The sequence below is a fragment of the Alteromonas mediterranea DE genome (assembly GCF_000020585.3).
Taxonomy (GTDB): domain Bacteria; phylum Pseudomonadota; class Gammaproteobacteria; order Enterobacterales; family Alteromonadaceae; genus Alteromonas; species Alteromonas mediterranea.
This window is the reverse complement of sequence record NC_011138.3, coordinates 1,639,484-1,661,301: the sequence shown is the minus strand read 5'-3', so window position 1 is coordinate 1,661,301 and position 21,818 is coordinate 1,639,484. Positions and strand designations below refer to the sequence as shown.

The 21,818-nt window shown below is 44.8% G+C and carries 22 protein-coding genes and 1 tRNA gene; 11 read left to right on the top strand and 12 right to left on the bottom strand.

What is annotated here, in order from left to right; all coding sequences use genetic code 11:
* Positions 1-86 precede the first annotated feature (86 nt).
* From fusA to MADE_RS07485, 5 genes are all read right to left on the bottom strand, one after another.
* On the bottom strand, positions 87-2,174 hold the full coding sequence (fusA, locus tag MADE_RS07505) for an elongation factor G (protein ID WP_012518014.1): 2,088 nt from the start codon (positions 2,172-2,174) through the stop codon (positions 87-89).
* A gap of 183 nt (positions 2,175-2,357) precedes the next feature.
* Complete coding sequence (rlmM, locus tag MADE_RS07500; protein WP_012518013.1) at positions 2,358-3,455, bottom strand: 23S rRNA (cytidine(2498)-2'-O)-methyltransferase RlmM; 1,098 nt, start codon at positions 3,453-3,455, stop codon at positions 2,358-2,360.
* Entirely contained in the window at positions 3,448-3,900 is a 453-nt protein-coding gene (locus MADE_RS07495) for a DUF423 domain-containing protein (RefSeq protein ID WP_023559615.1), read from the bottom strand. Before MADE_RS07495 ends, rlmM begins: the two co-directional genes overlap by 8 nt.
* A 4-nt stretch (positions 3,901-3,904) precedes the next feature.
* On the bottom strand, positions 3,905-4,585 hold the full coding sequence (locus tag MADE_RS07490; RefSeq protein ID WP_020745713.1) for an alpha/beta family hydrolase: 681 nt from the start codon (positions 4,583-4,585) through the stop codon (positions 3,905-3,907).
* A gap of 2 nt (positions 4,586-4,587) precedes the next feature.
* The gene (locus tag MADE_RS07485) at positions 4,588-5,490 is read right to left on the bottom strand and encodes a transcriptional regulator GcvA (RefSeq protein ID WP_012518010.1); all 903 of its coding nucleotides are present in this window, start codon (positions 5,488-5,490) and stop codon (positions 4,588-4,590) included.
* A 216-nt stretch (positions 5,491-5,706) separates the two neighbouring features.
* Between MADE_RS07485 and MADE_RS07480 the strand changes: the two genes are divergently transcribed.
* Positions 5,707-5,994, top strand: coding sequence for a hypothetical protein (locus MADE_RS07480; RefSeq protein ID WP_012518009.1), 288 nt, complete (start codon positions 5,707-5,709; stop codon positions 5,992-5,994).
* Between the two features lie 61 nt (positions 5,995-6,055).
* Here MADE_RS07480 and kdsA read toward each other — a convergent pair whose 3' ends face one another.
* From kdsA to hemA, 6 genes are all read right to left on the bottom strand, one after another.
* A complete protein-coding gene (gene kdsA, locus MADE_RS07475; protein WP_012518008.1) occupies positions 6,056-6,910 on the bottom strand; it encodes a 3-deoxy-8-phosphooctulonate synthase in 855 nt (284 codons plus the stop codon).
* 20 nt (positions 6,911-6,930) lie between these two features.
* Positions 6,931-7,302 carry a SirB2 family protein gene (locus MADE_RS07470; protein WP_012518007.1) on the bottom strand — a complete coding sequence of 124 codons (372 nt, stop codon included), beginning with the start codon at positions 7,300-7,302 and terminating at the stop codon, positions 6,931-6,933.
* Positions 7,303-7,522: 220 nt separating this feature from the next.
* Positions 7,523-9,088 carry a DUF3369 domain-containing protein gene (locus tag MADE_RS07465; protein WP_012518005.1) on the bottom strand — a complete coding sequence of 522 codons (1,566 nt, stop codon included), beginning with the start codon at positions 9,086-9,088 and terminating at the stop codon, positions 7,523-7,525.
* Positions 9,089-9,238: 150 nt separating this feature from the next.
* Positions 9,239-10,096, bottom strand: a complete 858-nt coding sequence (gene prmC, locus MADE_RS07460) for a peptide chain release factor N(5)-glutamine methyltransferase (protein ID WP_012518004.1) — start codon at positions 10,094-10,096, stop codon at positions 9,239-9,241.
* 1 nt (position 10,097) lies between these two features.
* The gene (prfA, locus tag MADE_RS07455; RefSeq protein ID WP_012518002.1) at positions 10,098-11,183 is read right to left on the bottom strand and encodes a peptide chain release factor 1; all 1,086 of its coding nucleotides are present in this window, start codon (positions 11,181-11,183) and stop codon (positions 10,098-10,100) included.
* 15 nt (positions 11,184-11,198) lie between these two features.
* Positions 11,199-12,473, bottom strand: coding sequence for a glutamyl-tRNA reductase (gene hemA, locus MADE_RS07450; protein ID WP_015066822.1), 1,275 nt, complete (start codon positions 12,471-12,473; stop codon positions 11,199-11,201).
* 131 nt (positions 12,474-12,604) lie between these two features.
* Between hemA and lolB the strand changes: the two genes are divergently transcribed.
* From lolB to MADE_RS07430, 4 genes are all read left to right on the top strand, one after another.
* Entirely contained in the window at positions 12,605-13,231 is a 627-nt protein-coding gene (lolB, locus tag MADE_RS07445) for a lipoprotein insertase outer membrane protein LolB (protein WP_020743275.1), read from the top strand.
* Complete coding sequence (gene ispE / locus MADE_RS07440; RefSeq protein ID WP_012517999.1) at positions 13,231-14,136, top strand: 4-(cytidine 5'-diphospho)-2-C-methyl-D-erythritol kinase; 906 nt, start codon at positions 13,231-13,233, stop codon at positions 14,134-14,136. The genes lolB and ispE overlap by 1 nt, the downstream gene beginning before the upstream one ends.
* Positions 14,137-14,169: 33 nt before the next feature.
* Positions 14,170-14,245: transfer RNA gene (locus MADE_RS07435), tRNA-Gln, on the top strand.
* 33 nt (positions 14,246-14,278) lie between these two features.
* Positions 14,279-15,226 (top strand): ribose-phosphate pyrophosphokinase, encoded by a 948-nt coding sequence (locus tag MADE_RS07430; RefSeq protein WP_012517998.1) that lies wholly within the window; start codon positions 14,279-14,281, stop codon positions 15,224-15,226.
* A gap of 116 nt (positions 15,227-15,342) precedes the next feature.
* Here the strand turns inward: MADE_RS07430 and MADE_RS07425 are convergent, their stop codons facing one another.
* A complete protein-coding gene (locus MADE_RS07425; RefSeq protein WP_012517997.1) occupies positions 15,343-15,579 on the bottom strand; it encodes a hypothetical protein in 237 nt (78 codons plus the stop codon).
* 668 nt (positions 15,580-16,247) lie between these two features.
* Here MADE_RS07425 and MADE_RS07420 point away from each other — a divergent pair.
* From MADE_RS07420 to MADE_RS07395, 6 genes are all read left to right on the top strand, one after another.
* On the top strand, positions 16,248-16,703 hold the full coding sequence (locus MADE_RS07420; RefSeq protein WP_012517996.1) for a hypothetical protein: 456 nt from the start codon (positions 16,248-16,250) through the stop codon (positions 16,701-16,703).
* Positions 16,704-16,817: 114 nt separating this feature from the next.
* Complete coding sequence (gene ahr / locus MADE_RS07415; protein WP_012517995.1) at positions 16,818-17,819, top strand: NADPH-dependent aldehyde reductase Ahr; 1,002 nt, start codon at positions 16,818-16,820, stop codon at positions 17,817-17,819.
* Between the two features lie 312 nt (positions 17,820-18,131).
* The gene (locus tag MADE_RS07410) at positions 18,132-18,764 is read left to right on the top strand and encodes a 50S ribosomal protein L25/general stress protein Ctc (RefSeq protein WP_012517994.1); all 633 of its coding nucleotides are present in this window, start codon (positions 18,132-18,134) and stop codon (positions 18,762-18,764) included.
* Positions 18,765-18,769: 5 nt separating this feature from the next.
* A complete protein-coding gene (gene pth, locus MADE_RS07405; RefSeq protein WP_012517992.1) occupies positions 18,770-19,351 on the top strand; it encodes an aminoacyl-tRNA hydrolase in 582 nt (193 codons plus the stop codon).
* Positions 19,352-19,393: 42 nt separating this feature from the next.
* The gene (gene ychF / locus MADE_RS07400) at positions 19,394-20,485 is read left to right on the top strand and encodes a redox-regulated ATPase YchF (protein WP_012517991.1); all 1,092 of its coding nucleotides are present in this window, start codon (positions 19,394-19,396) and stop codon (positions 20,483-20,485) included.
* A 149-nt stretch (positions 20,486-20,634) separates the two neighbouring features.
* Positions 20,635-21,648 (top strand): peptidylprolyl isomerase, encoded by a 1,014-nt coding sequence (locus MADE_RS07395; RefSeq protein ID WP_051343496.1) that lies wholly within the window; start codon positions 20,635-20,637, stop codon positions 21,646-21,648.
* Positions 21,649-21,818: the final 170 nt, after the last annotated feature.

The following is a 21,818-nucleotide window of genomic DNA, read 5'->3' as shown; positions in this document are numbered from 1 at the left end:
ATAAAAAAAGCCGGTCTATTGACCGGCTTTTTAGTGTATCTCGAAGCGTTAGCCAACTTAAGCTAACTAACGCTCGCAAAGGCTAATTACTTAGCTGCTTTACGTGCTTTCGCTTCTTCAATAACTTTATCAGCTACGTTCTGAGGACATGCTGAGTAGTGGCTGAATTCCATAGAGAACTGACCACGACCAGATGTAATAGTACGTAGGTGACCAATGTAACCAAACATTTCAGATAGAGGTACGTCAGCCTTGATGCGAACGCCAGTAGCGCCAGCTTCTTGGTCTTTGATCATACCACGACGACGGTTAAGGTCACCGATTACGTCACCCACGTTGTCTTCTGGGCTGAATACGTCAACTTTCATCACAGGCTCAAGAATTTGAGGACCTGCTTTTGGCATTGACTGACGGAATGCACCTTTCGCTGCAATTTCAAACGCGATTGCTGATGAGTCAACTGCGTGGAAACCACCGTCGTATAGTTCAACTTCAACGTCTAGTACTGGGTAACCCGCTAGAGGACCTACTTCCATCATACCTGCGAAACCTTTTTCGATTGCAGGGAAGAATTCTTTAGGTACGTTACCGCCCACAACTGTAGATGTGAACTTGAAGCCAGAGTTAGTTTCGCCTGGCTTGATGCGGTAATCAATCTTACCGAACTGACCAGAACCACCAGACTGCTTCTTGTGCGTGTAGCTGTCTTCAACAGGTAGCGTGATAGTTTCACGGTATGCAACCTGAGGCTGACCCACTTCTAGTTCAACGCCGTAAGTACGCTTCAAGATGTCTACTTTGATGTCAAGGTGAAGCTCACCCATACCTTTAAGGATGGTTTCGCCTGAATCTTCGTCTGTTTCAACTTGGAAAGATGGATCTTCTGCTACTAGTTTACCGATAGCGATAGACATCTTCTCGTTAGCGCCTTTGTCTTTTGGCTTAACAGCAATCGAGATTACTGGCTCAGGGAAGATCATTGGCTCTAGTGTACAAGCATTCTTCGGATCACATAGCGTGTGACCAGTTTGAACGTTCTTCATACCAACAACAGCTAGGATGTCACCCGCTTGTGCAGAAGTAAGTTCAGTACGCTCATCAGCGTGCATCTCAACCATACGGCCGATACGCTCAGTCTTACCAGTGGCGCTGTTAAGGATAGTGTCACCCTTGTTAAGCACACCAGAGTAGATACGGATAAACGTTAGGGCACCGAAACGGTCGTCCATGATTTTGAACGCAAGCGCACGGAACGGCTCGTCAGTAGATACTGTTGCTACTTCACCAGTAGGTTCACCAGTCTCTTCATCTGTAAGAGGCTGTGGGTCTACTTCTGTTGGAGAAGGTAGGAAGTCGATAACCGCATCAAGAACTAGCTGAATACCTTTGTTCTTAAATGCAGAACCACAGTATGTTGGGAAGAACGCTAGGTCACGAGTACCCTTACGGATACAACGCTTGATGTCTTCTAGAGACGGCTCTTCGCCATCCATGTAAGCCATCATTAGGTCGTCGTCTTGCTCAACAGCAGTCTCGATTAGTTGCTCACGGTACTCGTTCGCTTTCTCAACCATATCTTCTGGGATATCTACTACTTCGTAGTTCTCAGGAAGGCCTGTGTCATCCCAGATGTACGCTTTCATGTCTAGAAGGTTAACAACACCTTTAAACTCGTCTTCGATACCGATTGGAAGCGTCATTACTAGTGGGTTAGCAGCAAGTACTTTCTTAACTTGGCCAACAACACGGTAGAAGTCTGCACCCATACGGTCTAGTTTGTTAACGAAAATACAGCGTGCTACGCCAGATTCGTTAGCATAACGCCAGTTAGTTTCTGACTGAGGCTCAACACCGCCAGAACCACAGAATACACCGATACCGCCGTCTAGTACTTTAAGTGAACGATATACTTCAACTGTAAAGTCAACGTGTCCCGGAGTATCGATGATGTTCATGCGATGATCTTTCCAGAAACAGGTTGTTGCCGCTGACTGGATGGTAATACCACGCTCAGCTTCCTGCTCCATGAAGTCAGTTGTTGATTCACCATCGTGAACCTCACCAGTTTTATGGATTTTACCAGTAAGCTTCAAGATACGTTCTGTTGTGGTAGTTTTACCCGCGTCTACGTGGGCGAAAATACCAATGTTTCTGTAATGAGATAAGTCTGACATTAGTTCACTTTCATTGGTTCAGAGTAAAAAAACGGCCGGATTATAAAGGATTTCTGTACCAGATTTACACCTTTTTTAGCATAAACCTTAAATACGTTTACTAAAATCCGTACCAGCATTAATTCTTTTCTATAAATATCAAAAACTTAAATAGTTATGACACTTTTTTGAAAAATAACAAAATCACACCTCATCTTTTGAAGTGCGAACAATTGTTACTGTAACTTCATCTCTGTCGTGGTAGAGATGTCTCACCTTCACCGCAAATGCATCGTCTAGGGCATCTAAACGGCTATTTAACGACGTCATGGCTTCAACTACTGTTTCATAACGCCGCTTCATAGGTAGCTTTATGTTAAAGATAGCATGAGTGGCCCAGTGTTTTACCAACCAATCACCCATCAGCTTCGCTACTCTATCGGGTTGTTCTATCATATCACATACAAGTAGATCTACACGACCAAATTGTGGTCGATAAGTAAAGCCGTCTGCTGCATGATGTTCAACTAACCCTGTGCTCATTAAACTATCGGCAATTAGCCCATTGTCAATGGCTTCAACATACATCCCTCGTTTAACCAGCTGATACGTCCAGCCGCCCGGGCACGCCCCTAAGTCTACAGCTCGCCCACCACTTCGAAGTACCTTAGATTGTTGTTTATTGCTTAGCATGTTAACCAGTGCATCTTCTAACTTAAGCGTAGAGCGACTTGGCGAGTCACTGGGAAACTTTAAACGGCAAATGCCTAAATGGTCGCGGCTTGCGTGACTGGGTAATGTAAAGCCAATATAACAAATTTCAAATGACGCAAAGAAAATATGTAGTTTAGGTTTGCCCAAATTTTCTTTAGCGGTTAGCCACCCCGCTTTCCTTAAAGCTTGGCGAAGTGGCACAGTAAACTTGCGGCAAAATTTAGCAAGGGTTTTCCCTTCCTCGGTGTCAGGGTATTCCACATCAACAGCGCCAAAGATAGAAAACGGCTTTTCTACCTCTTTCAGGGCATCAAGCACTTGGCCCACCCTATCTTCTTTTTCCACATCATTAATTGCAGCAAATACAGCCACTAGCTGGCGAGGAAAAATACTGTCGTGAACGGCAAACTGTGTCACCGTTTGCTCAAGCTGGGCAGCGTCATACAAGTGATAGTGTGCAAAGCCGCTGTTTTTCTTTGATACTGGATAACCGTAAAAACCGGCTTCGCCATAACGTGACGTAAGTTCATTCGCCGTGTCATTTTCATAGCCTGGGCGGCAATAAGCTAAAATACTGGTATCAGACATCATCGCCTCCTTCCAGGTTACTCCCATGGCCCTGGCTATCCGTATTTCCCGTAACTAAAAGACCCACCAGTAATAGCGCCCATCCAATGATAAAAAACAAACCGCCTAGTGGCGTTATCGGTCCAAACCATTTTATGCCGCTAATTGATAAGGCGTATAAACTTCCGCTAAATAAAACGCAGCCAATAACAAAACATAGCGCGACACGATTAACCCATTTACTTGAAATATAGTTAGATAATGCAGGCAATAGAAGCACTGCTAAAGCGTGGTACATTTGATAGCGTACGCCAGTTTCAAAGGTACTTAGCTGTTGTGCCGTTAACACCCCTTTTAATCCGTGGGCTGCAAAAGCGCCTAATATAACCGCCAGCCCTGCGAAGAGTGCGCCAGCTAAAAGAAACGGCTTGGCCAGCACGCCTCCTCTGAGATTCTCATTTTTCATCAAATTATGTGTTCACTACTTGGTTAATAAACGCCGCCGTAAGTGTGGCCGCCTTTTCAATATGTTCTTGTTGCGTCTTGCCGCTGGCCTTTCGCGGCTTGAAACTGTGATCGCCATCTTCTAAAAACGCGCATTGGATTTCTGATGGCAATGCGTAACTTTCTACTTCAGCTTTTGTTCCAAACGTATCTCGTTCGCCTTGAATAATAATAAGGGGTTTAGTAGCAGTTAATAAATGTTCCGTTCGAGTTTTGTCAGGCTTGCCTGGGGGGTGAAATGGGTAGCCTAATGCTATCGCCCCTTTCACATTGCTTACCGATTCATACACCATGGTGGCCATTCGCCCGCCCATCGATTTGCCCCCGATGAACACAGGCATATTATGCAGCGCCTCAATACGTTTACTGCAATGCTCTATCAGCGCATCGAAGTGGGCCATAAGCTTTTCTGCCTTATCTGGGGGCCTGCGCTTACCTGTTGACCTAATAGTTTGCATGTAAGGGAAGTTAAAAAGCACCACAGCGATCCCCTTTGAAACAAGTGCTTGCGCCATATCTTGCATAAAGTCATGCTCTTTGCCCGCGCCAGCACCATGCCCTAAAACGAGACAGGCAACAGGATTATTCGCGTGATGCACTTCAATATCGAAAGTGTGTGATTCGGCTTTGTTGTCCACAGTTGTCATAATTACAACAGGTCCTCTTGTTCTGCTTCCACTAACGCTAAGATCCAGTCTCTGAATGCCGCAATCTTACCCAGTTCAGCTTGTGATTCTTCGCACACTAAATAGAATGCATCTCGACTCTCTACTCTTTCTTCAAACGGCATGACTAGGCGACCTGCTTCAATTTCTGGCCTTGCTAAAACCGTATTCCCTAACGCAATGCCTTGACCTAGCGCGGCAGCTTGCAATACCAGCATTGAGTGGCTGAAAACTGGGCCTTGGTTTACATTAACGCCAACCACACCCACGTGCTTTAACCAATTTTTCCAAGCCGTGCGGCTTAAGTCGTGAAGCAATACGTGATGGCGTAAATCAGACAAGCTCGACAACGGCTTAGGGCCTTGAAAAAGCAATGGTGAGCATAGCGGCGTTAGAAATTCCTTGTGCAGCTGGTCGGCTTGAAGCCCAGCCCAGCGTCCCTTGCCGTAGTATATCGCCACGTCTACGTCATCTTCCAAAAAGCCCTCGTCAAAGTCGACGGCTTTTATACGAACGTCAATATCTGGGTGCGCCAAACTAAACTTATGAATGCGCGGCACCAGCCATTGGCTTGCAAAGCTCGGTGGCATAGCAACAGTAATAGCGCCCTTACTTCCTTTAGCAAGTAGCCTTTCGGTAGCGTCTTGCAAGTTTTTAAAGATGTCTTTGAGTTCTAAAAAGTACGCCTGCCCCTCTTCAGTTAATAGCAGCGTTCTATTGCGTCGCAAAAACAGCTTCATCGATAAAAAATCTTCAAGTGCCTTTATCTGATGACTTACGGCAGCTTGCGTAACAAACAGCTCATCTGCCGCTTTGGTAAAGCTCAAGTGGCGGGCCGCCGCTTCAAATGCTTTCAAAGCGTTTAGAGGGGGTAAACGTCGGTGCATAAAATGTTTTTAATCCAGTGTGACCGAAGCATGACAGATGCATTAGTTTTTCTAATGACACCCCATACTTTTACTCGTTTTATTTTTCACCACCAACTGTCTATAATTTACCCGAAATTAAGAAACGACATTTAATTTCAGCATTTTATGATGATTAATTGTTAAACGCATTAACATTAACCAACAATTTATTAATTATTTTTATTAGGTGTGAAAATGAAAAAACTACTACTTGCCAGTGTTTCGGTAATGGCTTTCGCAAGTGCTGCTGCAAATGCTAACGCACAGCCAGAAAAGATCAATCTACAATCATTAATCAACACGGCAATGACCAGCGTTAAAATGGCTGATGTTTTGCCAGAAAACGATGCGCACATCGTTGTGAAAAAACAGTCGAAAGCAATTCTTGCTGAAGAGATTCAGGTTCAGCTTCACAAGAACCTGTTAGCTATGACAAAAAGTGAAGAGCGCTTAATCGCTACAGAGGCAACGGAAGCAGAATAAGCTACTCACACACCTGATACGCATGCCGGTGCTTGCACCGGCATACGCCATCATGTTTTGCTTAGGTATTACTCGTATCTAACGCGTCGAACCCTTTTACCAACTCATCTAGCGCTTTCATTTGCTGTAAGTACGGCTCCAACTTTGCAAGCGGTAATGCACACGGTCCATCGCACAATGCCTCATCTGGATTTGGGTGAGCTTCAATAAATAGCCCTGCTAGCCCTAAAGCCATACCACTTCTCGCTAACTGAGCCGCCTGAGCACGGCGTCCATCCGCTGAAGTTGCACGTCCCCCCGGCATCTGTAACGCGTGCGTCGCGTCAAATATTACTGGCGCATATTCTTTCATTGCGTCCATACCCAACATATCCACTACAAGGTTGTTGTAGCCAAAGCAACTGCCGCGTTCACAAAGGATAACGTTATCGTTGCCAGCTTCCCCTAACTTGCCAATGATATGACGCATTTCATGGGGCGCTAAGAACTGTGGCTTTTTAACGTTAATTACAGCACCTGTTTTTGCCATCGCAACAACCAAATCAGTTTGACGCGCTAAAAATGCAGGCAGCTGAATTACGTCAACCACATCCGCTACTGGCGCGGCTTGATGCGGTTCGTGTACGTCAGTGATAAGAGGCACATTGAACGTCGACTTGATTTCTTCGAAAATGCGAAGGCCTTCTTCCATACCCGGACCGCGGTAAGAGGTTACCGATGAACGGTTTGCTTTATCAAAGGACGCTTTGAAAACGTAAGGAATATTCAGTTTCTGGGTAACTTCAACATAATGCTCGGCAATACGCATGGCAAGATCCCGAGACTCAAGCACATTCATTCCACCGAAAAGTACGAACGGCAAGTGATTTGCCACCTCTACGTTGCCAACATTAATAATCTGTTGAGATTCAGACATTATTTATTTTCCCTTTAATCTTAAAAAAGAGGTTGTTTGGTAACCGCGACCATGGCCGTTGCCATGAGTACAGCCAGTGCTGCCACGAAAAAGCCCCATTTAGCCAGGGCTGTTTTGGCTTTTTTAAGCGCAAACAAGCCAAAAACAATGTAAAGCACTACGCCTATAACTTTAAACGTAAGCCACGGGTTAACTATTGGGTACTGAGACAGGATAAAGCACAGCCATATCGCGCTGGCGAGTAAAACGGTATCAATAATGTGGGGAAGAATTTTAACCCATTTTTTAGACAACGCCGTGGCGTCGAACTGACTCCAAATAAAGCGGAAGATAAAAAATAAGATACTTAAGCCTACAGCAGTCAAGTGGAGGTGTTTTGCCATCATGTACATATCTAATTCCTATTTTTATAAGTATGCGGCCTATTACTGATATAAATTGTGTCTTTATAAGGCGTAAGCCTAATGAAGTTACAATTTATGTGCAGTCAGCTTCAAATAAAAACAGGTGCTTTCAGCACCTGTTTTATTGTTTGTTTAGCGCCTGTTTCAGGGCATATTGTAGCGTATAAAATAATGTAAATAACGCACTTTCCTTGGTTTTAAAGACGGGCTACCTCTTATTGGGATAACGCGCTTGTATTGCCATAAATGCAGGTAAGTCTTCAAGTAAGTACTCGACGAGCTGCGGGTCAAAGTGTTTACCGCTTTCCTCTTGTAATACAGCTGCTACTTTATCTATGGTCCACGCAGGCTTGTAAGGGCGCTCATTTAACAGCGCATCAAATACATCAACTAAGGTGGCAATACGACTTCTAATGTCGATTTCTTCCCCTTTTAGCCCCTCTGGATAGCCTTTACCGTCCCACCTTTCATGGTGTTGCTTGGCAAGCATGGCCGCCATCTGGATGGTAGGACGACTTGAATCTTGTAAGATTTGATAACCGAATTCGGCGTGTTGCCTAATTTTAAACACTTCCTCGTCGGATAAAGGCGACGATTTCTGAAGTATAGACTTAGGTACTATTGAGGTACCAATATCAAGAAGTGGTACCGCAAGACGTAATGCATGTGCCTCGGGTTCATTAAGCCCTACCTTTTGCGCTAGCACTTGGGCCATTTCTACCATTCTTGTTAAATTATTCGAGCCATGGGCCTCATGTTCTAGCGCTTTGCCTAAACGCTCTATAATCTCTTTTTGCGTGGCTTCCACATCAACAGTTTTTAACACATTGTCGAAGGCCAGCTGCACGCTATCAGAAAAACGTTTTACTAAATGTCGGTCACTCTCGCCTATTCGGCGCGGCAGCCCGGAAAGATACAGAAGCGCACCGTTGTGACTTTTACTATTGCAGTATGCGACCACGTGATCGTCAGCATAAACAATCTGCTTTTCCCGCATTGCTTTCACACATAGGGCATACTCTTGCGCGTTGATCGCCTCTTTGAGCGGCACGCCCTCTTTACTGGCATACTCGCCATTTCCGGCAAATACATACAATTCGTCTTCGCCAATGTGATTATTGAACGCGTTTATTGTGCGCGATGTTGTCGCTACAGCTGTTGTAATGTAAGCCGCGTCCTTTGAACATCCAAGAATAGAGGCGAGCTGTTGAATAATGCCCTGCATGAACCTTTCAAGTGAACGAGACGAAAATAAATCCACTGAAGCATCGATGATTTTCTCTAGTCCCCGCCGGTTTTCTTCGATAACAATAATGTCTCGATACGAGCGAAGGGCCGCGATAATAACGGTAAAAAGCTTTTGTGCAGTGAGTTCTGTCTTAGATTTGTAGTCGTTAATATCGTAGTTGATGATGACGTCTTTTTCAGGGGCTTGACCTGGCTGGCCGGTTCTTAAAATGATGCGAGTAAAGTGATTATCAAGTTCGTTTCGAATGTAGTCTGCAACCTGAAGGCCTGCGTCGTCGGCTTCCATTACAACATCAAGTAAAACAACGGCTATGTCGTTATGTGCTTTGAAAATAGCCTTAGCTTCTTCGCCGCTGTAGGCACTTACAAATTCCAACGTTTTGCCGTTTAAACTAAAATCATTTAGCGCAAGTTTGGTAACCGCATGCACTTCTGGCTCATCGTCAACAATAAGGACTTTCCAGCTACCGAGATCTTCTTGTTCGTTTTCATCATCGTCATCAGCGAAAAGAAAGTCATCATTCATCTGGTACGTCCTGTAGTGTAAGGTTTTGTTTAACTTAGCGCTTTTGCCAAACAGTTTGACTATCAAATACTAATGCAAAACGAAATATTAGCAAGTTTGCACATTTAAAGTAGCCACAACGGGGTAGCGATGAGAAAAGACAATAACCTATTACGGCCACTGGCCTAAGGTAACCCGGTCATTGTTACCGTAGTCTTTGATTGTTTTCACGTTTACAAAACCTGATGTTTGAAGCAGCGCTTTCACCGCATCGCCTTGGTCAAAACCATGCTCAAAAGCTAACAACCCATTACTATTAAGGTATGTGGAAGCATGAGATATGATGTGCTTGATGTCGCTTAGCCCCGAATCGCCAGACGTTAACGCGCTTTTCGGTTCAAAACGTACGTCCCCTTCATTCAGATAAGGGCTGGTTTCGTCGATGTAAGGCGGGTTGGAAACGATAATGTCAAACGTATGGCCCCGTAATGCGCTAAACCAATCGCTTTGCATAAAACGAGCATTATTTATCTTGTTACTATTTGCATTGCGTTTGGCGAGCGCCACCGCATCTGATAAGAAGTCCACACCAATAACCGATGCTTGGGGTAATTCACTGGCTAGCGCCAGTGCAATGGCCCCTGTTCCGGTCCCTAAATCACAAATAGACAACGGTGGTTTATTCGGCGTGTTGGCGCTGACATTGCCTGTCGCCCAGTTAATCACGTGTTCAACCAACACCTCGGTATCAGGGCGTGGAATAAGTGTATGAGACGACGTAAACAACGAGAGAGTCCAAAAGTCTCGTTTACCAATAATGTAGGCAACAGGCTCACCGGCTTTGCGTCTTTCAATTGCGTCTTCAAATTCCGCAATTTGGGAGGGGGTTAGGGTTTTATCAGGCCAGGTAAAAAGGTAGGTTTGGGACTTACCCAGAATGTCAGCCAACATAACTTTCGCATCGACAGAGGGTGACTCACCACCCTCTAACTGCTTTACCGCCCAAGCAAGGGCTTGGTCTATACGCATGTTATTCGTCAGACAGTGACGCCAACAAGTCGGCTTGATGCTCTTGCAGAATGGGGTCGACAAGCTGCTTCAAATCGCCTTCTACCACTTCATCTAATCGATAGATGGTTAAGTTGATACGATGATCGGTAACGCGACCTTGGGGAAAGTTATAAGTGCGAATACGCTCAGAACGATCGCCGCTACCCACTAAGCTCTTACGGGTAGACGCCTCTTCTGCAGCGCGTTTTTCTTCTTCAATCTGGTTTAGGCGAGCTTGCAGTACTGACATCGCTTTAGCACGGTTTTTGTGCTGCGAACGCTCGTCCTGACATTCAACCACTAAGCCTGTTGGCAAGTGAGTAATACGGATAGCTGAGTCAGTTTTATTAACGTGCTGACCACCAGCACCAGATGCACGAAATGTATCGATTCGAAGCTCTGCTGGGTTAATTTCAATGGCTTCTGACTCAGGAATTTCTGGCAGTACCGCAACGGTACACGCGGAGGTATGAATACGCCCTTGTGACTCGGTCTCAGGTACGCGCTGTACGCGGTGACCGCCTGATTCGAATTTCAACACACCGTAAACACCATCACCACTAACATTAGCAACTACTTCTTTGTAGCCGCCGTGTTCGCTTTCGTTTGCATTCACCAACTCTACACGCCAACCGCGACTCTCAGCATAACGACTGTACATACGGAAAAGGTCACCGGCGAAAATAGCCGCCTCATCACCACCCGCCCCAGCGCGGATTTCCAAGAAGCAGTTATTATCGTCGTTAGGATCTTTAGGCAAAAGCAAGACTTGAAGTTCAGTTTCAAGGCGCTCTATTTCGCCCTTCGCTTCTTTCATCTCTTCTTGTGCCATTTCGCGCATCTCGGCGTCGTCTTCATTTAGCATTTCTTGCGCAGATGCCAAGTTTTCTTGTGCCTGTTGATAGGCATTAAACCCGGCAACAACATCTTCTAACTGGCTAAACTCTTTGGACAAGTTGCGAAACTTATCTTGATCGCCGATAACTTCAGGGTCGCCTAACAGCGCCTGAACTTCTTCGAAACGCTCGACTAAGTGTTCGAGTTTCCTAACTACCGACTCTTTCATATGCTTTTTATTACCTTATTTATTATTGTCTGACGAAAAGTCAGATAAATCTAATGCCTGTCCCATCCAGCGGCTTAATGCCGGGTCATCGTGCATGGCAGCTTCGCGTAACGCCAACGTCGTAGGGTGCAACAGCGTATTGGTTAGTTTATACGCCATTTCTTCTAGTACTGTTTCGGCATTTTTGCCTTCTGCTAACTGCGCCTTGGCTTTTTCTACAATATCGTCACGCTGTGCCATGCCTTTTTGGCGATATTGTCTAACTAAATCTATCGATTGCTGCGACTGTTTCCATGTCATGTAGTCGCCAGCTTGTTTGTCGATGAGTTTTTCCGCTTCTTTTGCGGCTTGTTCGCGGTTTTCTAAGTTCTTTTGAACAATGTGCTGTAAGTCATCAACGGTATAAAGATAGGCATCGCCTAACTCGTTAACTTCCGATTCAATATCCCGTGGAACAGCAAGGTCAACCAAAAACATCGGCATATTTCTGCGCTGTTTAAGTGCTTTTTCTACCATGCCTTTGCCTATCAGCGGCAGTTGGCTAGCCGTCGAGCTTATCACAATATCGAAGTCTTTAAGATGCTCTGGCACTTGTGACAAGGTATACACACTGGCGTCTAACGTTTCTGCTAACGCCTCTGCGCGCGCCACCGTTCGGTTTGCCACGGCCAAACAACTAACGCCCTGCTCTTTCAAATGCTGCGCGACCAACTCTATGGTTTCACCCGCACCCACTAATAATACCGAGCGTTTAGGTAACTCGGCGAAGATGTGTTTTGCCAGCTGTACTGCGGCATAAGCCACACTCACTGCATTTGCACCAATATCCGTTTCGCTTCGCACGCGCTTGGCAACGGAAAACGTATGCTGAAACAGCTTATCAAACTCACTGTTTATCATGCCTGAATGCTTGGCATCGCCGAAAGCTTGTTTTACTTGCCCTAAAATTTGCGGCTCACCCAGAATAAGCGAGTCTAAACCGCTGGCCACCCGCATAATATGCTTCACGGCTTCATCTTGCGTTAAAACATAGCTGTTGTTTGCTATGTCCTCTACATCTAAATGGTGAAAGTCACTTAACCATTGTAGAAGCTTTTGGCCGCTTTCGTCTTGCGTGTTGACATAAAGTTCGGTGCGATTACAAGTAGAAACAATGACCGACTCTTCTACACCGTCTAACTTTTTTAAGCTCGCAAGCGCTTCCACCAGAGAATCTGGTGTAAAAGCCACTTTTTCGCGAAGTGCTACTGGTGCTGTTTTGTGGTTAATACCGAGGGCGAGTAAAGTCATTAAAATCTGTGCTGGCAACGTCGGAGCGGCATTGTACGAAAAACCCAAAATGATTGAAAGTGTTGGTGAAACTGTGTTCCCATAATGGCACAACTAAATGTGTTTTATTTTTAAACAGGTACTCGGCCTTAATGATTCGCTTATTTTCGATTTTGTTCACCCTTTGCTTTGTTCTGAGCGCGTGTACCACTGCCCCCAAAGGCCCTGAAAATGCGGTAAACCTCACGGCTCAGCTAGAAAAAGTTGCCGATGTGCACCAGTGGCAAATGCGTGGAAAAATTGCCTTTCGCCAAGGTAAAGAGGCGGCCAGTCTTAATTTAGTCTGGAAAAACGATTCTGGTGATTTTGATTTCCGATTAACCAATTTTCTTGGTGTGAGCTTAGTTTCATTAAATGTGTCGGATAAAGGCTCTACCTTGGAAGCCGACGGCGAAACCTATGTGGACGCCCTTCCCGAACCGCTCATCTATCAAATAACCGGCATGGTTATTCCCGTTAAACCACTTTTATCTTGGGTTAAGGGTTTGCCTATTGAGGGCGACAAATTTACCCTAACGGAAAAAGGGCTGGTTGATACGTTAGAAAGCGACTGTAAAACATGTCAAAACTGGAAAGTTTCCTATGGAAACTACGGCAGCGTTAAAATGGCCAACGGTGACGCAGTTTGGCTTCCCCACAGTATCAGCCTTACGCAAGACGCCGCTTCGAGCACAGCGCATACCCAGCTAAAAATTAAAATATATCAGTGGAATCTGTAGTGAATTCATCAGAAACAAAACAAAAAGATTGGTGGCCTTCCCCAGCAAAACTAAACCTTTTCCTGCATATACTTGGCCGATACGACAACGGATATCATCAGCTACAAAGCTTGTTTCAAATGCTTGATTACGGCGATGAGCTGGCGTTTGACGTTACTTGTAGTGCGGCAAGTGACACAGACAAAGAACGTACCGAGGGAAATGCGCCAACCATTCGTATGGATATACCGTTAAAAGGTGTACCGGACGACGATAATCTCATTATCAAGGCGGCCCGATTACTTGCACAGAAAACACAATGTAATAAAGGTGCGGTTATCTCGTTGAATAAGCGCCTTCCTATGGGCGGTGGCATTGGCGGCGGGTCGTCTAATGCTGCTACTACCTTGGTTGCCCTTAATCACCTGTGGCAAACCGGCCTTAGTGAAGATGAATTGTCGGCGTTAGGGTTAACGCTTGGCGCTGACGTTCCCATTTTCGTGCGTGGTTTAACCGCATTTGCCGCTGGCGTAGGTGAAGACATTACCCCTGCCCCACAACAGGAACACTACTTTTTAGTTGCAACGCCTAATGTTCATATCAGCACTGCTGACGTTTTCACCTCGCCAGATTTGCCGAGAAATACACCGGCAATACGTTGGGAAGACTACGAATTTGAAAAAACTCGCAATGATTGTCAGCAATTAGTCGTTAATCGCTATCCTGAAGTTGCAAAATTATTACAGTGGTTGGTACACTACGCACCGTCGCGAATGACGGGCACAGGTGCAAGCGTGTTTGCCACTTTTTCTGACTATACTTTAGCCGAACAAGTTAGGGCCAAAATGCCTGATACTTGGCAGAGTTTTGTCGCAAAAGGTGTAAATCGCTCACCACTATTAGACAAATTAGAACAACAAAGATAGCGTGTACGCCACATCGGACAAGAACTTAAAAATTGGGGTATAGCCAAGTTGGTAAGGCAGCGGGTTTTGATCCCGCCATTCGTAGGTTCGAGTCCTGCTACCCCAGCCAAACCTCTTTTATCAACGCACTGAGGAACCACTTGTGCCAGATATGAAGCTCTTTGCAGGTAATGCCGTACCAGAACTTGCCCAGAAAGTTGCCGATCGCCTCTACACCAAACTTGGAAATGCCAAAGTTGGCCGTTTCAGTGACGGTGAAATCAGCGTAGAAATTCATGAAAACGTCCGTGGCTCGGACGTTTTTATTATCCAATCTACGTGCGCGCCTACTAACGATAACCTAATGGAACTTATTGTGATGATCGATGCATTGCGTCGCGCATCAGCTGGTCGTATTACAGCGGTAATTCCATACTTTGGTTATGCACGCCAAGACCGTCGTGTTCGTTCAGCTAGGGTGCCAATTACTGCAAAAGTAGTGGCTGATTTCCTGTCGAATGTGGGCGTAGACCGCGTATTGACTATCGACCTACACGCTGAACAGATTCAGGGTTTCTTTGACGTTCCTGTAGATAACGCGTTCGGTACGCCTATCCTTCTTGCTGATATGGTAAGACGTGATTTCGCCGATCCTGTTGTTGTTTCTCCAGATATTGGCGGTGTTGTACGTGCGCGTGCTACGGCTAAACTTCTTAATGACACAGATCTAGCAATTATCGATAAGCGTCGTCCGAAGGCGAACGTAGCTCAGGTAATGAATATTATCGGTGACGTTAAAGACAGAGACTGTATTATTGTGGATGACATGATTGATACGGGCGGCACGCTAGCGAAAGCAGCAGAAGCGCTTAAAGCACATGGCGCTCGTCGCGTTTATGCATACGCTACCCACGCTATTTTCTCTGGTAATGCGGCAAACAACCTTAAAGAATCGGTTATTGACGAGATTATCGTGACTGACTCTATTCCTTTAAGCGCAGATATGAAGCAAATCGGTAAAGTTAAACAGCTTACACTATCTGAAATGCTTGCTGAAACTATTCGTCGTATTAGCAACGAAGAATCAATTTCAGCGATGTTTGAATACTAAACATCAAACGATAAGATTTAAAAAGCGAGTGAACTGGCACTTATAACGGACCACTTCACTCGCTTTTTTACATATGTCTATGCACAGGCGCTAAAATGTCTATGCACGGTCGCTAATTAATTACCTGAGTCATCGTCGTCTTCTTCAGGCATTTCAACGTCAACCACGGGCACTTCAACTTCCTTCGTTTCTGTATCCACGTCAACATCCATTGTATCTACCTCATATTCCGGTAGTTCACCACCGTCAATATCGGCCTCAGGCATTTCGCCTTCCTCTGTCTTATTCACATCACAGGCGCTTGCAGCAAGAGCCAAACTCGATACTGCTAAAATTTTGCTTAAATGCTTCATTTTCTCTCCTTAAAAACGTTGCCGTACCAGTTAACTGCTAACAGCATTTCAGCTATTAACGGTATACACTTCATTTAGGCGTTTAGCCTAACGTAAAACGACTAGTACGTTATCGGACAACAAAGTATGTAACCTTTTACACGCTTTCGTTGTCATTACTCACTTAGGTTGAAGCAGACTCTATGCCAACCACAAAGGTAGCAATAATGCGGCGTTAATGTTGAAGCAAACAAACGCTTTTCTCTATCACTTCGCGTCAACATTATTGCCTATTTTTCATTGAAAACTCACTTAAAAAAGAAAGCCTTTAATAAATAAATAAAATCATATACTTATCTTGCTTTGCGATATGTTTAAGCCGACTATTCATAGGTTGTTAAAACACTTTATAGTCACAATAAACCTCGGGGTCGATTAGCGCATTTTAGCGACCTCTAACCGAGTATAAGGTAAACGTAAAAGCGTTGGGGTAGGAGACGATTTGTAAAATCAGTAATGTGAAAAAAGTGTATGAATCAACTTATTTTTTGTAGAAATTACTTAGGCGTCGTGGAAGACTAGGCAGCATAGTAAAGATAAATGATCGGCATTACGTTGCGCTTGTTAATTGCGTTTTGCAAGCCCAACAAATTGTAAATGTACTACTACGTGGTAAAGGAAATAAAAAAATGAAAACTAACCGACTCAACTTAGTACTTATCTTGACGTCTATGACATTGCTAGGCGCATGCGCAGAAGAAGAAAAGAAAGAGAACCTTGCGATGACTGACAAAAAAGAACAAATTCAGCAAAACAGTGAAGATTTACCTAAAGAGCTCGTCGCTGAGCCAGTAACGCAGGCGGAAGCTGTGGAAGCCGATGCAAAAGGTGAAGTAACAATGAAGGGCAGCATTTTTTATAAAGATCTTGAAGGCGGCTTTTATGCCTTTATTGCCGAGAACGGTGACCGTTACACCCTGCACGGTCTAGATGAAACATATCAAAAGAATGGTCTTATTGTTGAAGTTAAAGGCACGCCCAAACCTGATTTGATGACCTTCACTCAATTTGGCACCGTATTACAAGTGACGTCGGTAAAGGTATTGGATACCAGTAAGGTCATTGATAGCCTACCCACTAAGTGATCGAGTTTTTAGAGAGCAGTGTAGCAATTTGATAACTGAATTGTACGCTGAGTACCGAGGACCTGCGGGCCATTTTGCTCAGCAGGACCTTATCAACACTAAAAGGACAGATTAATGATATACGCATATGCAGCGAAAGAAGCCGGTGGAAAGCTAGAGAAGTTTGAATACGACCCCGGTGAGCTTGGTGCTCATGACGTTGAAATAGACGTTGAAAGCTGTGGCATATGCCATAGTGATTTAAGCATGCTGGATAATGAATGGGGGATAACAGAGTTTCCTTTCGTACCAGGACATGAAGTAGTGGGTACAGTAAGTAAGATTGGTGACCACGTCACATCATTGAAAGTGGGTCAGCGAGTAGGGTTAGGGTGGCACGCGAGTTATTGCAATAGCTGTCGAACATGTGAAGCGGGTGACCACAACTTATGTGCCGGCGCGACTATGACCATTGGCGGTCGTCACGGTGGCTTCGCCGACAAAGTTCGCGCTCAGGCACGTGCTGTTATCCCCTTACCTGAATCGATAGACAGCACCAAAGCTGGACCTTTATTTTGCGGTGGCATTACCGTATTTAACCCCCTGGTACAATTTAATATTAGCCCGACAAGCGAGGTTGGCGTTGTGGGTATCGGCGGATTAGGACACCTTGCCCTGCAATTTTTAAATGCATGGGGCTGTAAAGTCGTAGCCTTCACCTCTAGCGAGTCAAAAGAAAAAGAGGCGCTATCGCTAGGTGCGTCAGAAACGATTAATAGTCGCGATGAAGATGAAATTAAAAAGGCTCAGGGGCGATTCGATTTAATTATTTCAACGGTAAACGTAAAGCTTGATTGGAACCTATACCTGTCTACGCTTGCGCCTAAAGGTCGCTTACATTTCGTTGGTGCAACGTTGGAGCCGCTGGACATTGGCGCATTTAATCTAATTGGCGGGCAGAAAAGCGTTTCAGGTTCGCCGGTGGGCAGCCCTGCTACTATCAAGACCATGCTAGACTTTGCGGCGCATCACGATATTGAGCCTGTCACCGAGACATTCAAGTTTGAAGACGTTAATAAGGCCATAGACAGATTACGTGAAGGTAAAGCGCACTATCGCATTGTACTTACCCGCTAAACGGATATTGAAACAACTAAAGCACGCTTTGGCGTGCTTTTTTGTATTGGCATATTAATTGTTGTTCTGGAGCATGCATATTACAGCATGCGTACAAAGCCAAACTGTATTTTTTATAAACGTAATAATTGTATGTTTTTATAGGTGGTGTTAGAATTCGCCGCCCTTGAATTTTGGGGTGGTGTTTTATTGTGCTTTTAAATGAGTGAATTTGCTTTATAAGCGTTTCATTTAAGTGCTTTCAACGCCAATTAACAGTGGGTTTTGGTCGCAAAAACCCACACCATTAGACTTATATATTGGAGACAGACAATGTCTGAAGCAATTTTTAACCTAGACGCTTCTGTTCGTACAGACCTAGGGAAAGGTGCGAGCCGCCGCCTACGTCGCGAAGATAAGCTTCCTGGTATCATCTACGGTGGTGAAGAAGCACCCGTTTCTATCACACTAGATCACAACAAAGTTAACAACTCTGCTGACTTTGAAGCGTTCTACTCTCACGTTCTTACTTTGAACCTAGACGGAAAGCCTGTTGAAGTTTTAGTAAAAGACATGCAGCGCCACCCGTACAAGCCAAAGATCATGCACATTGACTTCCAACGTGTTATCGCTGGTGAAGACGTACACACTAACGTTCCACTTCACTTCGTAAACGAAGAGAAGTCTGCTGCTGTTAAAGCTGGCGGTATTGCTGAGCACCACGTAACTGAAATCGAAGTTACTTGTCAGCCTAAAGATCTTCCAGAGTTTATCGAAGTAGACATGGCTGCGGTTGAAATGGGTCAAACAGTACACCTTTCTGACCTAACCCTTCCAGCTGGCGTTTCTTCAGTAGAACTTGCTAAGAACGACGAAGCTCACGACCTAGCGGTTGTAACTGTTAAGCCTGCTCCTAAAGCAGCTGAAACAGACGAAGACGGCGAAGAAGCAGCTTCTGAGGAATAATCCTCTTGGCTGATATCCGCCTTATCGTGGGTCTGGGTAATCCAGGCCCCGAATATGAAAATACCCGACACAATGCCGGTGAATGGTTTCTCAACCAACTTGCCGACACCTATAACGCCCCGCTAAAACCAGAAACAAAATTCTTCGGTAAAACTGCTCGTATTACTATTGACGGTAAAGATATCCGTTTGCTCTACCCCACTACTTTTATGAATAAAAGTGGTCAAGCCGTAGCGGCACTTGCTAACTTTTACCGCATAGAGCCAGAACAAATATTAGTAGCGTTTGACGAATTAGACTTACCGCCTGGTGTGGCAAAATACAAAGTAGGCGGCAGCTCAAGTCAAAATGGCGTGCGTGACATTGTGGCAAGAATGGGTAATAACAAGAACTTTTTGCGTTTGCGCATTGGTATTGGTCACCCTGGACATAAAAGCCGCGTTACCGGCCATGTCTTAGGAAAACCGTCAGCAGAAGAAAAAACAGCCATTGAAAGTGCCATCGATGAAGCGGTACGCTGTACAGAAATTTTGCTAAAAGAAGACCTAAAGCAAGCACAAAACAGGTTACACTCGCATAAAGTGTAAACCTTAGCCAGTTATCACTTTTCCAAACTAAGGATCCATACCATGGGTTTTAAATGCGGTATTGTTGGCCTACCTAACGTAGGTAAATCAACACTTTTCAATGCATTAACAAAAGCAGGTATTGAAGCGGCAAACTTCCCTTTCTGTACCATCGAGCCAAACACGGGTGTAGTGCCTGTGCCAGATCTTCGTTTGGACAAGTTGGCTGAAATCGTAAACCCTCAGCGCGTCATTCCTACTACGATGGAATTCGTTGATATTGCGGGTTTGGTTGAAGGCGCGTCTAAAGGTGAAGGTTTAGGTAATAAATTCCTTGCTAACATTCGTGAAACCGACGCTATCGGTCACGTAGTTCGCTGCTTCGACGATGAAAACATTGTTCACGTTGCAGGTCGCGTTAGCCCGAAAGATGATATTGACGTTATTAATACCGAGCTTGCGCTTTCAGACTTAGAAACCACAGAAAAAGCACTGCATCGCGTAGCGAAGCGCGCTAAAGGTGGCGATGCTGATGCCAAGTACGAAATGAAAGTACTTGAGAAGATTAAGCCGCATCTAGATGAAGGCTTGTTACTTCGCTCGCTGGAGCTAAGCAAAGAAGAGCTTGAAGCGATTAGCTACATGAACATGCTAACCCTTAAGCCAACCATGTACATTGCTAACGTTAATGAAGACGGTTTTGAAAATAACCCGTATCTTGATCAAGTAAAAGAAATTGCTGCAGGTGAAAACGCTACGGTTGTTGCGGTTTGTGCATCTATTGAATCTGACATTGCAGAGCTTGAAGACGACGAGCGTGAAGAATTCATGCAGGATATGGGCTTAGAAGAGCCGGGTCTTAACCGTGTTATTCGTTCAGGTTACAACTTGCTTACTCTGCAAACCTACTTTACTGCAGGTGTAAAAGAAGTTCGCGCATGGACATTCCCAGAAGGGTCTACAGCGCCGCAAGCAGCGGGTAAAATTCACACCGACTTCGAGAAAGGCTTTATTCGCGCTGAAATCGTAAGCTACGATCATTTTGTTGAGTTTAACGGCGAACAGGGTGCAAAAGACGCAGGTAAATGGCGTCTTGAAGGTAAAGACTATATTGTTAAAGACGGCGACGTTATTCACTTCCGCTTTAACGTGTAACTTCTGGTGTAGAAGTTAACGCTATTTTTTGAAAGCCACCGCAAGGTGGCTTTTTTGTTTGTTTCAGACAATTGTTAAGCGTACGTTGGCCTGATATAAATTGTAAAAAACAAAAGGCTTTACGAATGCACTTTAAACGTCATAAAAATATGTCCAAACACGCACACCACACTACATCACTGGGGCAAAACTTATTTTGCTCAACGGTGTATGGCGCAATTACCGCGCTATATTTATTAACTAATACTGCGCTTGCTGGCAAAGAAGACAACGAAAGCCAAGTACTTACTACCCAAATAAGCAGTAATGTTAAAGAGAAAATACCGAGCGTTTCAGATAATTCAACAAAACAAGATAACGCCATTTTGCACAGCAATAGCGCGAGTTGGTATCAGGTTCCTAAAAGCAATACGGTGACCTTTGCTACGGCTTACGGCGACGTGGTTATTGCGCTACACCCTGCCCTAGCGCCCAAACACGTTGCCCGATTTAAAAAGCTTATCGATGCAGGCTTTTATAACGAACAGGCATTTTATCGTGTAGTGGATGGATTTGTTGCGCAAGCGGGAAGTAATGATACCCATGATGTATCTCAGTTTGACTCCGCGTTACTAAGCACAATTGATGCTGAATTTACCCAGCCACTTAATAGCAACGTGCATGTGGTGGAAACTAACGATATGTTTGCACCGAGCACAGGTTTTTTAGACGGGTTTCCTGTGGGTATAGACAGCACTCGCGCTGAAATGTGGGGGCTGCATTGCCCTGGCGTTGTGGCTTTTGCGCGCAATAGCGAAAAAGATACCGCGAGTACCGAGTTTTATATCGTACTTGGTCAAGCACCCCGCCACTTAGACAGAAACATGTCGGTAGTAGGGCGGGTTGTTAAAGGCATGGAGCTACTTCAAAAATTACCGCGAGGGAATAGGCAAAGTGGCGGTGTGCTGGATAACATTACACAAAAAAGCAAAATCAAGCAGGCTTTCGTGCACTCAGACAAGGCTACGCCCTACTTTGTACAAATGCCACTACACGAAGAATATAAAAAACGCACGAATACAGGTAAAAACCTAGATAACCCGTTTTTTCATGACAATACCTATGGTCCGCGCCCTATTGACCTGTGCTATTACCAAACTAAATCAGACACTAAGGCATGGTAGAAACACCGCTATAGGCCTTGCAAGTTGTTCAATTTCACCGCTTTTTGTGTGTATTTCACCCTAATGCGCACACTTAATGAGCATTTAAAAAAAGTTAGTAAAAAAGGGGTTGACGGTTGCCAGTCATATACGCATAATACGCGCCACTTCCTGAGAGGGAAGAGAATAGC

Excerpts from the sequence above, each read along its gene's own strand:
- fusA (WP_012518014.1), bottom strand. The coding sequence starts at position 2,174 with ATGTCAGACTTATCTCATTACAGAAACATTGGTATTTTCGCCCACGTA.
- rlmM (WP_012518013.1), bottom strand. The coding sequence starts at position 3,455 with ATGTCTGATACCAGTATTTTAGCTTATTGCCGCCCAGGCTATGAAAAT.
- MADE_RS07495 (WP_023559615.1), bottom strand. The coding sequence starts at position 3,900 with ATGAAAAATGAGAATCTCAGAGGAGGCGTGCTGGCCAAGCCGTTTCTT.
- MADE_RS07490 (WP_020745713.1), bottom strand. The coding sequence starts at position 4,585 with ATGACAACTGTGGACAACAAAGCCGAATCACACACTTTCGATATTGAA.
- MADE_RS07485 (WP_012518010.1), bottom strand. The coding sequence starts at position 5,490 with ATGCACCGACGTTTACCCCCTCTAAACGCTTTGAAAGCATTTGAAGCG.
- MADE_RS07480 (WP_012518009.1), top strand. The coding sequence starts at position 5,707 with ATGAAAAAACTACTACTTGCCAGTGTTTCGGTAATGGCTTTCGCAAGT.
- kdsA (WP_012518008.1), bottom strand. The coding sequence starts at position 6,910 with ATGTCTGAATCTCAACAGATTATTAATGTTGGCAACGTAGAGGTGGCA.
- MADE_RS07470 (WP_012518007.1), bottom strand. The coding sequence starts at position 7,302 with ATGTACATGATGGCAAAACACCTCCACTTGACTGCTGTAGGCTTAAGT.
- MADE_RS07465 (WP_012518005.1), bottom strand. The coding sequence starts at position 9,088 with ATGAATGATGACTTTCTTTTCGCTGATGACGATGATGAAAACGAACAA.
- prmC (WP_012518004.1), bottom strand. The coding sequence starts at position 10,096 with ATGCGTATAGACCAAGCCCTTGCTTGGGCGGTAAAGCAGTTAGAGGGT.
- prfA (WP_012518002.1), bottom strand. The coding sequence starts at position 11,183 with ATGAAAGAGTCGGTAGTTAGGAAACTCGAACACTTAGTCGAGCGTTTC.
- hemA (WP_015066822.1), bottom strand. The coding sequence starts at position 12,473 with ATGACTTTACTCGCCCTCGGTATTAACCACAAAACAGCACCAGTAGCA.
- lolB (WP_020743275.1), top strand. The coding sequence starts at position 12,605 with ATGATTCGCTTATTTTCGATTTTGTTCACCCTTTGCTTTGTTCTGAGC.
- MADE_RS07425 (WP_012517997.1), bottom strand. The coding sequence starts at position 15,579 with ATGAAGCATTTAAGCAAAATTTTAGCAGTATCGAGTTTGGCTCTTGCT.
- MADE_RS07420 (WP_012517996.1), top strand. The coding sequence starts at position 16,248 with ATGAAAACTAACCGACTCAACTTAGTACTTATCTTGACGTCTATGACA.
- ahr (WP_012517995.1), top strand. The coding sequence starts at position 16,818 with ATGATATACGCATATGCAGCGAAAGAAGCCGGTGGAAAGCTAGAGAAG.
- MADE_RS07410 (WP_012517994.1), top strand. The coding sequence starts at position 18,132 with ATGTCTGAAGCAATTTTTAACCTAGACGCTTCTGTTCGTACAGACCTA.
- ychF (WP_012517991.1), top strand. The coding sequence starts at position 19,394 with ATGGGTTTTAAATGCGGTATTGTTGGCCTACCTAACGTAGGTAAATCA.
- MADE_RS07395 (WP_051343496.1), top strand. The coding sequence starts at position 20,635 with ATGTCCAAACACGCACACCACACTACATCACTGGGGCAAAACTTATTT.